Source organism: Catenulispora sp. EB89 (assembly GCF_041261445.1).
GTDB lineage: Bacteria > Actinomycetota > Actinomycetes > Streptomycetales > Catenulisporaceae > Catenulispora.
This window is the reverse complement of the sequence record NZ_JBGCCU010000014.1, coordinates 274,839-286,349: the sequence shown is the minus strand read 5'-3', so window position 1 is coordinate 286,349 and position 11,511 is coordinate 274,839. Positions and strand designations below refer to the sequence as shown.

Genomic DNA, 11,511 nt, shown 5'->3' with positions numbered 1-11,511 from the left:
CCGGCCCGCCGCAATCAGCCTGCTGCTCACCGCGCGGAGCCAGCTGCCGAGTGCGTCGGTCAGCCCGCGAGTCAGCCCTCGGCCAGGCAAAGCGCTCGCCGCGCACCACCGGCCCGCCGCAATCAGCCTGCTGCTCACCGCGCGGAGCCAGCTGCCGAGTGCGTCGGTCAGCCCGCGAGTCAGCCCTCGGCCAGGCAAAGCGCACGCCGCACACCACCGGCCCGCCGCAATCAGCCTGCTGCTCGCCGCGCCGATCCCGCCGGTCGGCCCACTGCTGTGCCCGCGGCTCAGGCCCCACCGCAGCACAGCGCCACCGCACCCGCCCGGCCGCCGCCTCACCCATCCCCGGCCTCCAGCGCCGCCAGCGCCGCCAGCGCCGCCAGCACCTCGCCGGTCCCCGGCATCGCCGTCGAGCACTCGATCCGTGCCGCGACCAGCGCCCCGGCGGTGTTCGCGAAGCGCAGCGTGCGCTCCAGCGGCCAGCCCTCCAGCAGGCCGTGGCACAGTGCGCCGCCGAACGCGTCGCCGGCGCCGAGGCCGTTCAGCACCTTCACCGGCGGCGCCGGTACCTCCAGCGTCTGCTCCGCCGTGCGCGCCAGCACTCCGTCGCCGCCGAGTTTCACCACCACCAGCTCCGGCCCCAGGCCCAGCAGCGCCTCGGCCGCGCGGTGCGGGTCGCGCTCCCCCACCGCCGTGTAGCACTCCTCCACGTTCCCGACCGCGGCCGTGACGCTCGGCAGCGCCCTGCGGGCCGCGCGGCCCGCCGCCGGGCCCGACTCCCAGAACTGCGGCCGGTAGTCCAGGTCCAGGATCGTGTGCGGCCGGCGGGACCGCGCCTGCCACGCCGCGTGGTGTGCCGAGCGGCTCGGCTCGGCCGACAGGCCGGTCAGCGTCGCCCAGAACACTCCCGCCGAGGCGATCGCGTCCAGGTCCAGCTCGTCGGGGGCGATCATCAGGTCCGGGGCCTTGGGCCAGCGGTAGAAGTAGATCGGGAAGTCGTCCGGCGGGAACATCTCGCAGAACGTCACCGGTGTCGGCAGCCCCTCGACCTCCGCCACGAACGCGTCGTCGACCCCGAAGCCGCGGATCGCGCGCCGTACGAAGCGCCCGAACGGGTCCGCGCCGACCCGCGTCACCACCGCGACCCGCCGTCCGTGCCGGGCGGCGGCGACCGCGACGTTCGTGGCGCTGCCGCCCAGGAACTTCCCGAACGTTTCCACGTCCTCCAGCCCCACGCCGACCTGCAGCGGATACACGTCCACCCCGACCCGGCCCATCGTGACGACGTCGTAGGTCATGCCAGGCCCTCCAGGTAGGCGACGCACGCCCGCACGTCGGCAGCCGGACCGGCGCCGGGCGCCGGCTCGGCCGCCAGGACCGTGTCCTGCTCCAGCACGTACCAGCCCTGATATTCGTTCCCTTCCAGGGCGGATACGACTCCTGCGATGTCCGCGTCCCCGCCGCCCAGCGGTCGGTACATCCCGGCGCGCACCGCGTCGTAGTACGTCAGCTCGCCGGCGCGCACCCGCTCCGCGAGGGCCGCGTCCACGTCCTTGAGGTGCGTGTGCACGATCCGGTCCGCCGCCCGCGACGCCAGCGACGCCGGATCCCCGCCGCCGATCAGCAGATGTCCGGTGTCCAGGCACAGCGGCGTGTCCGAGGACTCCAGCAGCCGCTCCACCTCCTCGCCGGTCTCGATCATCGTCCCGACGTGCGGGTGCAGACACGTGCGGATCCCCAACCCCACGGCCCGCGCCCGGATCCGGTCCAGGTTCTGGAACAGCAGCCGCCAGCCCTCGACGTCCAGCACCGGCCGCGAGTCGTAGCCGTCGGACCCGGTCGCGGCGGCGAGCACCAGCAGATCCGCCCCGGCCGCGGTGAACCCGGCCAGCGCCTCGGCCACGGCCGGCCACGGATCGTGGCCCGGCTCGTGCAGCACCGCCGGCACGAACCCGCCGACCGCGAGGAGCTGGTACTCCTTCAGCAGCGAGCGCCGCTCGTGCGGGTCCTCGGGCAGGAACCCGTCCGGCCCGAACTCCGTGGCCCGCAGACCGGCCTCGGCCATCTCCGTCAGCACCCGCTCGGCCGTCAGCTGGTGGCCCCAGCCCGGCACCTCGCACACGCCCCACGAGATCGGGGCCCCGGCGATCCGGTCCGCGACCCCCGTCACCGCCGCACCTCCGCGATCGTCACCGGCCGGTTCTCGGCCCGCGACAGGTCGCAGGCCTCGGCGACATACAACGCTTCCAACGCGTCGCCCACCGGGCAGGGGTTCTCGATCCGGCCCTTCGCGTACTCCACGAACGCCTCCAGCTCGCCAACGTAGGCCTGGCGGAAGCGCTCCAGGAAACCGGCGTGCGCCGGGCCTTTCGGCCAGGTTCCGCCGCCGTCGGCACCCACCGGCCGCAGCGGCAGCCCGTCGTCGTACCCGGCCCCGACACTGCCCCGGGAGCCCTGCACGTCCAACGTCACCGCGTACCCCGCGCCGTGATACCGAGTCGCCGTCACCACCGCCAAAGAGCCGTCGTCCAGGTGCACCACGGCAGCCGCGGTATCAGCGTCCCCGAACTCGGCGAAGAACGCCTCACCCCGATCCGAACCGGAGGCGAACACCGAGACCACCTCCCGTCCGGTCACCCACCGGATCGCGTCGAAGTCGTGCACGCTGCAGTCCCGGAAGATGCCGCCGGAGGTCGCGATGTAACCGGCGGGCGGCGGGAACGGATCGCAGGTCTGCGCGCGCAGCGTGTGCACGCGTCCCAGCGCCCCGGCGCGCACCTCGGCACGCGCCGCCGCGTACCCGGCGTCGAAGCGCCGCTGGAAGCCGATCTGCACGCGGCCGCCGTACTTGTCGACGCTCTTGATGACCTCCAGCGTCTTGGCGCTGTTCTCGGCGACCGGCTTCTCGCAGAACACCGGCACCCCGGCGGCGACGCCGCGCTCGATCAGCTCGGCGTGGCTGCCGGTGGGGGTGGCGACGACCAGCGCGTCGAGCTCGGTGCGCAGCAGCGAGTCGATGTCCGGGGCCCACCGCACGCCCAGGCTCCCGGCCAGCGCCTCGGCCCGGCCGGACTGGACGTCGGCGACCACCACCTCGACGTCCGGGAGTCCGTGCAGCGTCCTGGCGTGCAACGCCCCGATGCGTCCGACGCCGACCAGCCCCAACAGTGTCATGCCAGCCTCCGTCGCTACGGGTGCCTGTGGTGACCACTGCTTCGGAGCTTCGCGCGGACCGGGCAGCCGGTCAACCGAATGTTATGACATTTTAACGTCCGGACACATTGTCATCATGGCCTTGATACCTGTCAGACGGCCGGCGGCCCCAGGCGCACCGGCAGCGCCGACACCCCGCGGAACAGCCGGCTGTGCTCCCAGCGCAACTCCTCGACCGGCACGGCCAATTCAAGGTGCGGATACGCGCGCAGCAGTTCATCGAACGCCACGCGGCCCTCCAGCCGCGCCAGCGGAGCGCCGAGGCAGTGGTGCAGGCCGTAGCCGAACGTCAGGTGCGACGGCTCGGAGCGATCGGCGCCGCGGCCTGGGCGGTAGACAGCCGGATCGCTGTAGCGGCGCTCGTCGCGGCTCACCGCGCTGAAGTGCACGACCACCGGCTCCCCGGCCTGGATCAGCACGCCGCCGAGCTCCACATCGACCAGCGGATAACGCGGAAACACCGCCTTCACCGGCGGATCCAGCCGCAGGAACTCCTCGACCGCCGCCGGCACGAGCGCCGGATCTTCGCGGAGCGCGGCCAGCCGCTCGAGGTCCGACAGCAGCATCAGGGAGCCGTTGCCGATCAGGTTGACAGTGGTCTCATATCCGGCGCCGAGCAGCAGGAACAGCAACGACAACAGCTCGGGCTCGTCCAGCGCGTCGCCCTCGTCCCGGGCCCGGATCAGACCGTCGACGAGGGTGCCTTCGTGGGAGATGTCCAGCGGCGCGTCGCCGAGATGCGCGCGGCGCTGCGCCACCAGCCCGGCCAACAACTTCCCGACCCGGCGCCCCGCCTCGGCGGCCTCCTCCACGTGCCGCTCGTCGGCGTGCAGGTAGGTGTCGGCCCAGTGCCGGAAGTCGGGGCGCTCGGCGGGGTCGATGCCCAGGAGCTCGGCGATCACCGTGATCGGCAGGGGCAGGGCGTAGGCGGACATGAGGTCGACCACGTCGGTCTCGGTCTGGCCCGTCTCGCCGGTCTCGCCGGTCCGGCCGGCCCCGCCGCCGCCGGGGAACGCCGCGATCAGATCCCGCGCGACCTGCCGGATCCACGGCTCCAACGCGGCCACGCGGCGCGGCGTGAACGTCTGCTGCACCAACCCCCGCAGCCGCGTGTGGTCCGGCGGATCCAGCCGGCCCATGTGCGACTGCAAGCCGCGATCAGCCGCCCCGGTCCAGAACACCGACCGCGCCGCCGCCCCGGCGTTCTTGATCCCGTCGTTGCTCATCTGCGGCGAGGACATGACGACCAAGGCCTCGTCGTACCCGGTGACCAGCCACACCGGCAGACCGTCCAGCACGACGCGCGCCACCGGCCCGCTCTCGGCGATCGGGGCCAGCAACGCATAGGGATCGCGCGCGTATTCGGGGTCCGACGTGTTCAGTACAGGAAGATCCGACATAATCAGAATTCTGACTCGCTAGGCGCGCCGAGTCACGGTGGCGCGCGGGCGGCGTCGGGGAGGTCACGTTCCTATCCAGCCACTGTGTACTCCGGCAGCGGACGGGCCCTCCCGCCCTGGACCCGGCGCTCCACCGCGCTCGCGGCTTTCATCAGCGGCAAGTGAGCCAGAACATTGCGAACGTATCGACCCCCGTGCGTCCGGGGCACCATGAGGCGGAGATTCATGCCGATCCGCTGCCTCGCGGCGACCAGCGGCCGCAGGGCGGTGTCGTAGCGGTCGAAGGCCGCCTGGTGGTCGCGGCCCGCGGCGGCCAGCTCCCCGGCCAGCCGGTACGCGCCGATCAGGGCCAGCTCGGCACCCGCGCCGGAGGCCGGGGAAGGGCACCAGGCGGCATCGCCGACCAGCGCGACGCGGCCGGTGGCCCAGGACGGCATGTGGACCTGCGCGCAGGCGTCGAAGTAGAAGTCGGGGTCGGCCAGGGCGACGTCGAGCAGTTCCCTGGTCCGCCAGGACGTCTGCTCGGCGAACGCGTCGCCGAGGAGGCGCTTCTGCACAGCCGGGTCCCGGTGGTCGTAGTCCAGCGGGGCGGAGCGGAAGGCGAAGTACGCCTTGGCCTGCGCATGGTTTCCCGACCGATAGATCCCGGCCATGCGGCCCGGGGTGTTGAACATCGTGACCCAGCGGTCCTCGCCGAGGGCGCTGTCGGCGTCGGCGAAGGCGAAGTAGTGGCCCTTGTGCCGGATGAACTCCTCCCGAGCCCCGAAGGCCAGCCGTCGCAGGTGCGAGTGCATGCCGTCGGCGCCGACGACCAGGTCGAAGCGGCGCGCGGGAGCCTTCTCGAACGTGACGTCCACTCCGTCCCGGTCCTGTTCCAAGGTGCGGATGGAGTCGCCGAACAGGATCGGTATGCCAGTCGTCTCATGCAGCAGCGCGACCAGATCGCCGCGCATGATCTCCACCCCGTCGGGATCCAGCGCCCGCATGTCGATGCGGGCGACGGCCCGGTCGGCGGCGTCCACGAACTTCAGGCCGCGCACGTCGGCGGCCAGTTCGCGCACCCGCGGCATGAGGCCCATGCGCCGGACCACCTCCGCGGCGTGGCCGCGGAGGTCCACGCCGTTGCCGCCGGCGCGCAAGGCCGGGGCGCGCTCGACGACGGTCGGCTCGAAGCCGTGCCGGGTGAGCCAGTGCGCCAAGGTCAGGCCGGCGATGCCGGCGCCGGAGATCAGGATCTGCTCGTTCATCGAGGGTCCTCGCGGTTTCTCGCGCTAGGCTTATCTGAAACGTACACTCCATTTAGCATGTGGAATGAGCATTCCAGTTGTCAACTCACCCTGAACCCGGCGGCCGAAGCCGCGCCGACGCCGTCCGCAACCGCCAGCTCGCCCTGGACGCCGCGATGTCGCTGCTGGCCAGCCCGGATGCCACGCTCACCGTCGAGGCCATCGCGAAGCAGGCCGGGCTCGGCGCCGCGACGGTCGTGCGCGCCTTCGGCGGCAAGGACGCGCTGCTGGACGCCGCCGTCTCCCGGTTGCTCGAACCGGTCGTCCGGCGGGCACACGACCTGCTCGCCGAGACGACGGCGGAGGAGTCTCTGCGCACCTATCTCCGCGAACTGATCGCCTTCCAGTCGGCGCACCACGCGATCAGCGACCAGCTCCACGGCCTGGACCTGCCGGCCACCACCGCGCTACGCGCCGACCTGGTCGCGGCCGTGAAGAAGATGATCGCCGGCGCGCGACACGAGGGCGCGATCCGCTCCGATCTCGATCCGGAAGTCCTGAGCACCCTCGTCGCCGAGACCACGCACGCCGTCTCGCGCACCCGGCCCCTGTCGCAGGACCTTGTCGAGGCCTACCTCACGGTCCTGCTCGACGGACTGCGGCCTGCCTCATGACCGCCCGCCACACCCCCGAAGACCTGGCCGCCGCCACCGGCCGCACGCTCGACGACGTCATCGCCCCGGACCTGGACGTCCTGTTCTGCGGCATCAACCCCGGTCTGCTCTCGGCCCTGACCGGCCACCACTTCGCCCGCCCCGGCAACAGGTTCTGGCCGACGCTGCACCGCTCCGGCTTCACCCCGCGCCAGCTGGCCCCCGCCGACCAGCAGCAGCTCCTCGGCTGGGGCCTGGGCATCACCAACGTCGTGGCGCGCGCCACCGCCGGCGCCGCCGAGCTGCGCCCCGAGGAGTACCGCGCCGGCGGCGAGGTGCTGCGGGCGAAGGTCGAGCAGTTCCGGCCGCGGTGGCTGGCGGTCGTGGGGATCGGGGCGTACCGGATCGCGTTCGACGCGCCGAAGGCCGTGGTGGGGCGGCAGGATCGCGTGGTCGGCGAGACCGGGCTGTGGGTGTTGCCCAATCCGAGCGGCCTCAATGCGCTGTGGACTACACCCAGACTGACTGACGCGTTCCGCGCGTTTCGGCTGGTCACAGAGGTGCCTGACGCCTCGTGTGCGCCCCTGTCAGATAACGATGTTAGTCGAACTCCCCCGACGCCGCACCCTTCGTGACGACCCTACTCGTCCGCTGACCAGGCGCGGGGGCCATTGGTTCCGATGACCATCCGAGCACGTGTTCTCTTCTTAGAGTTGCCTGGTCACATCCCCCTTCCTTGACGCTGTCGCACCGTCGCCTCATCATGACCGAGAACGGTTCGCCACATTTCTAGCAATGGAGGGGCGCCATGCGTGCTCGGTTCCTCGGCAAAGATCCCAACTCGCAGGAAGGCCAGTCGCCTACCCTGTTCGCGACCGACCGCACCGACCGCGTGACGTTCATCGCGCAGGGGTGGAAGGTCACCGACTCCCAGGCGCTCGCCGACATCGGTGACGTGCCCGACCACGAGACCCTGATCGAGATCCCGGAAGACGTGCTCAAGATGTACGCGCTCCGGTACATGGAGGAGGGCAACTGAGCCGGATCATCGAGCCCGGCCCAGAGTTCGGCCAGCTCTTCCGCGACTTCGAGCACAGCGCCTTTCGACTGGAGACGCGCGACCATTACAAGTCCGCCAACGAGTCGGAGGCCCTGCGTCAGTTCGTCGCGGGCGAGCCGGTTGAAATGGGCTGGTTCCAGAACTGGCTGACGATGATTCAGCAGGCGTCGGCCGAAGGCCGCCGCTTCATGCGCGTCCGAGTAGTGACGGTGCCGCTCACCGACTACAGCCGTTTCGGTGTGTTCTGCTCGAAGTACACCAACGACGCCGGGGAAGACATCCGGTACCTCACCCGTCAAGCCGCAGCCGGCCTCCCGGACTACGACTACTGGTTGTTCGACTCGTCCAAACTGGTGCGGATGCGGTTCGATGACGACGAGAACTTCTTGGGCGGTGAACTCATCGAAGACCCCGCCGTGATCGTGCAACACAACTACTGGCGAGATGCCGCCTGGCACCGCGCCGTACGACGGGACGACTTTGCCACCGAATAGAACGACCGGTGCCACCAACGTGCATGAGGCACGTGATGCGCTGGGCAAACGACTCCGTGAGCTCCGCTCTGCCGCAGGACTAAGCGGCAGGCAGCTCGCGGAGTCTTTGTCATGGCCACCATCCAAGGTCTCCAAACTGGAGAACGGCCGACAGACACCGACCGATGACGATATCCGTAGTTGGACGGGGGCAACTGGCAGCGAGGGCGAAACCGAAGCCTTGCTTGCCTCGCTGCACACACTCGAAGTCCAGCACGCGGAGTGGCAGCGGCAGCTCAAGACGGGTCTGAAGCCGCACCAACAAGAGATCGCCGAACTGGACGCGCGTACACGGCTCTTCCGAGCGTTCGAGTCCACCTTTATCCCTGGGCTTCTCCAGACAGCCGAGTACGCGCGGTATCGCTTTGCCCAGAGCATCACTGTCTTCAAGGTGCGCAACGACATCAACGAGGCTGTAGCTGCGCGGGTGCAGCGGCAAGAGATCCTGTACCGGCCTGACAAGCGGTTCCACCTCGTTCTCACCGAGGCAGCGCTCAGATACCGGCTCTGTCCGCCAGAGGTGATGATCGGTCAGTTGGATCGACTCGTCTCGCTGACGTCGCTGCCGAATGTGAAGCTCGGGATCATCGGGTTCGAGACCGCGTATGTGGTCGCACCGGCTCACGGCTTCTGGATTCTCGACCACGACCGCGTGATGGTCGAGACCTTCTCAGCGGAGCTGAACCTTGCTCAGCCGCAAGAGATTTCCCTGTACAGCGGCATCTTTGAGTCGCTCGCGGCGGTCGCCAGCTATGGCCGGAGCGCGCGGGCGATCATCAATAGAGTGATCGAGGATCTTGCTCCCGAGGAGTCAGAGGGTAGCGACTGATTTCGCGCCACCTCACTCTTTCGTGGCGTTGCTAGAAATGCCGAGAAACTTTCTATCCACGTGCCCGCCAGCGCTCTAGTCTCGCCGAGGGACGCCTATATCTGCGTCCTTCGACCGAGTGAGCTGGGAGAAATCCAGGTGGCCACCATCGTTCCCCTGCTGAGCAGGGAACAAATCGAACGTTTGCCCGAGCGCGCCCGCGATGTCGTGGAGTACCGCAAGTCAGGGCTCAGCCTCAACCACATCCAGGGGTGCACGCTGGACTGTGCGTACTGCATCCGCCATATCTACGAGCTCTGGGGTCAGCGTCAGCCCCGCGCCCTCATGACCGACGCCCAAGCAGTGGAAGAACTGGTCAATCACCGGTACTTCCAGGCGCATGTGACGCCGATCCAGCTTTTCAACCGGGCAACCGACCCGTTCCTCCCGGCAGTCCGGCCGCACACCTTCGCCGTCTTGAACGACCTCGACAAGCGTGGGCTGACTAACCACGTGCTCGTCATCACCAGGCACCGAATGCAGCCCGAGGACATCGCCCGCCTCAACAACCTGGTGCGTCTCAAGGTGACGCTGCTCTTCACGTATTCAGGCATCGACGACGAGAGGATAGAACCCTTCCCGTCATCGGTGGCGGCCGACTCGCTGAAGCTCATGAGTACACCGGAGCGTCGGAAGTACCGGACGATCCTCTACTGGCGTCCGCTCGTGCCAGGGCTCAACGACTCACCGGAACATCTCGATGAGGCGTTTCACCTGAGCCAGGTCGCGGACGCCACCGTGTTTACTGGCCTGTTCTACCGTGACCAGATCGCCGAGTACTACAAGCAAAACGGGCTGCCGGAGCCCTACGAGGACACGGCGCGACGGAAAATCGTACCCGAAACGTTGGAACGGCGGGTTCTTGCGACCTTCGCCACCTCGGAGGCGTTGTTCCGCAAGACATCCTGCGCCGTGGCCTATGCGCATGCCCTTCCCGACTACAACGGCCACTACGGCATCCGGGAACTCTGTGACATCTGTCCGCTGAGTCAGCTCCGTCGCTGCGCCGAGGCTCACCAGGTGCCAACGGTGGAGCAGTTGTGGGAAGTCGCCGAGGTCTTGCCGGAGGCGCGCGACCTCGTGGTCAAGGACATCACCGCTCGCGCGGCCGTGGTGTCCGGACTCGTCAGCGAGCAACCGCGCTACTACCTGCAACACACGCTCGGCTTCCAGGTTCACGACGCCGCACATCCGCATCATGTCGGTCGGCATGGTCGCGCCGATATCGGGTGGAAGGGTCGTGAGCAAGGTGACTGATTGGAAGAGCCTCACCTACGTCGTCGTGGACGTGGAGGGCAACGGCCAGCAGCCACCCGAGCTGGTCGAGCTGGCTATCGTGCCGATTATCGGGGGCGTCATCGATGACCCGGTGTGCTGGATGGTCAGGCCCGGAGAGCCCATCAAATACATGGAGACGGCCATTCATGGCATCCGTAACGACGACGTGGCCGACCTTCCACCATTCGCCGAGTACCGCGACGACGTTCTCAGCATGCTTGATGCTGACGCCATCGTGGCGCACAACGCCCACGTTGACGTTAGCGTCCTGCGTCGCCAGCTTCCTGACTGGCACTGTCCCGAGGTGTTCGACACACTCAAGCTCGCCCGTCGCCTGATGCCTGGCCACTCAAGTTACAAGCTCGGCGCTTTGGTGGACGCTTTAGGGTTCGGCGCCGGCCTGCCTGATGGCCTCGGCCCTCATCGGGCAACGCATGACGCGCTTGTCACCGCCGGGTTGTTCGCGGCACTTGTCGCCCGTGCGGGTTCGCTCGATGAACTCCGCCAAGTAGCGGGAGGGGGCGACGATGAAGTACCGACCCTCTTCTGAACCTCGTCGCGGGTTGTTCGTCAGCATTGACGGCCCGAGCGGCGCAGGCAAGACGACGATCGTCAATCACCTAGCGCAACTGCTCGTCGCCGGTGGCAAAGACGTTCACGTCACGCAGGAGCCAAGTGATGGCCCTATCGGCAAGCTGTGTCGGGAGTTGACCGAGACCACTACGGGTCACACGCTCGCGTGCTTGTACACGGCGGATCGGTACCACCACGTCGAGACCGAGATCCGGCCGAATATGCGGGCCGGGCGCATCGTGTTGAGTGACCGGTACATCCCCTCAGGCTTGGTCATGCAGCGCTTCGACGCCGTAGAACCGGCGTTTCTCTGGCAACTCAACGCCGAGGCAGATCGTCCCGACCTCGCTGTGATCCTCCAGGCTGACCCGTGGATCGTCTCCGAGCGACTGCACGAGCGTGGCGCTCATAACCGCTTCCAGCTCCAGCCCGGAAGTTCGCACGATGAAGTGCGCTTCTACGAGGAGGCCACCGAACGCCTGGTGGCGGCGGGCTTTGAGGTGCTTCTCGTGAACTGTAACCAGCGGCCACCTGAGCAATCGGCTGGTCTCATCCGCGACCACTTGCTGAGCCTCTTCGCAGTGAGCGAGGTGTCGCCGTGATAGCCGAAACCACCAAGGATGACGCGGCCAGCAGCGTAGTCGAGGCGCTTCACTCCCTCGCGGCCGAAGTCATCACGGAGCACTGAAGCGATCACGACCAGTGTG

13 protein-coding genes are annotated in these 11,511 nt (G+C 68.6%); 8 read left to right on the top strand and 5 right to left on the bottom strand.

What is annotated here, in order from left to right; genetic code table 11:
- Positions 1–335: 335 nt before the first annotated feature.
- From iolC to ABH920_RS28385, 5 genes are all read right to left on the bottom strand, one after another.
- Positions 336–1,298 carry a 5-dehydro-2-deoxygluconokinase gene (gene iolC, locus ABH920_RS28405; protein ID WP_370352213.1) on the bottom strand — a complete coding sequence of 321 codons (963 nt, stop codon included), beginning with the start codon at positions 1,296–1,298 and terminating at the stop codon, positions 336–338.
- The gene (locus ABH920_RS28400; protein ID WP_370352212.1) at positions 1,295–2,170 is read right to left on the bottom strand and encodes a sugar phosphate isomerase/epimerase family protein; all 876 of its coding nucleotides are present in this window, start codon (positions 2,168–2,170) and stop codon (positions 1,295–1,297) included. Before ABH920_RS28400 ends, iolC begins: the two co-directional genes overlap by 4 nt.
- A complete protein-coding gene (locus ABH920_RS28395) occupies positions 2,167–3,174 on the bottom strand; it encodes a Gfo/Idh/MocA family oxidoreductase (protein WP_370352211.1) in 1,008 nt (335 codons plus the stop codon). Before ABH920_RS28395 ends, ABH920_RS28400 begins: the two co-directional genes overlap by 4 nt.
- Before the next feature lie 131 nt (positions 3,175–3,305).
- Positions 3,306–4,613 carry a cytochrome P450 gene (locus tag ABH920_RS28390; protein ID WP_370352210.1) on the bottom strand — a complete coding sequence of 436 codons (1,308 nt, stop codon included), beginning with the start codon at positions 4,611–4,613 and terminating at the stop codon, positions 3,306–3,308.
- 71 nt (positions 4,614–4,684) lie between these two features.
- The gene (locus ABH920_RS28385; protein WP_370352209.1) at positions 4,685–5,860 is read right to left on the bottom strand and encodes an FAD-dependent monooxygenase; all 1,176 of its coding nucleotides are present in this window, start codon (positions 5,858–5,860) and stop codon (positions 4,685–4,687) included.
- Between the two features lie 77 nt (positions 5,861–5,937).
- Here ABH920_RS28385 and ABH920_RS28380 point away from each other — a divergent pair, with 77 nt between their 5' ends.
- From ABH920_RS28380 to tmk, 8 genes are all read left to right on the top strand, one after another.
- Complete coding sequence (locus ABH920_RS28380; protein WP_370352208.1) at positions 5,938–6,513, top strand: TetR/AcrR family transcriptional regulator; 576 nt, start codon at positions 5,938–5,940, stop codon at positions 6,511–6,513.
- Positions 6,510–7,127, top strand: coding sequence for a G/U mismatch-specific DNA glycosylase (gene mug, locus ABH920_RS28375; RefSeq protein ID WP_370352207.1), 618 nt, complete (start codon positions 6,510–6,512; stop codon positions 7,125–7,127). The genes ABH920_RS28380 and mug overlap by 4 nt, the downstream gene beginning before the upstream one ends.
- 173 nt (positions 7,128–7,300) lie before the next feature.
- On the top strand, positions 7,301–7,531 hold the full coding sequence (locus ABH920_RS28370) for a hypothetical protein (RefSeq protein ID WP_370352206.1): 231 nt from the start codon (positions 7,301–7,303) through the stop codon (positions 7,529–7,531).
- Positions 7,528–8,046, top strand: a complete 519-nt coding sequence (locus ABH920_RS28365; protein ID WP_370352222.1) for a DUF6879 family protein — start codon at positions 7,528–7,530, stop codon at positions 8,044–8,046. The genes ABH920_RS28370 and ABH920_RS28365 overlap by 4 nt, the downstream gene beginning before the upstream one ends.
- A gap of 19 nt (positions 8,047–8,065) precedes the next feature.
- The gene (locus ABH920_RS28360; protein WP_370352205.1) at positions 8,066–8,914 is read left to right on the top strand and encodes a helix-turn-helix domain-containing protein; all 849 of its coding nucleotides are present in this window, start codon (positions 8,066–8,068) and stop codon (positions 8,912–8,914) included.
- A 138-nt stretch (positions 8,915–9,052) separates the two neighbouring features.
- Positions 9,053–10,210 carry a radical SAM protein gene (locus ABH920_RS28355; protein ID WP_370352204.1) on the top strand — a complete coding sequence of 386 codons (1,158 nt, stop codon included), beginning with the start codon at positions 9,053–9,055 and terminating at the stop codon, positions 10,208–10,210.
- Positions 10,194–10,781, top strand: coding sequence for an exonuclease domain-containing protein (locus ABH920_RS28350; RefSeq protein ID WP_370352203.1), 588 nt, complete (start codon positions 10,194–10,196; stop codon positions 10,779–10,781). Before ABH920_RS28355 ends, ABH920_RS28350 begins: the two co-directional genes overlap by 17 nt.
- Positions 10,759–11,406, top strand: a complete 648-nt coding sequence (gene tmk, locus ABH920_RS28345; protein WP_370352202.1) for a dTMP kinase — start codon at positions 10,759–10,761, stop codon at positions 11,404–11,406. The genes ABH920_RS28350 and tmk overlap by 23 nt, the downstream gene beginning before the upstream one ends.
- Positions 11,407–11,511: the final 105 nt, after the last annotated feature.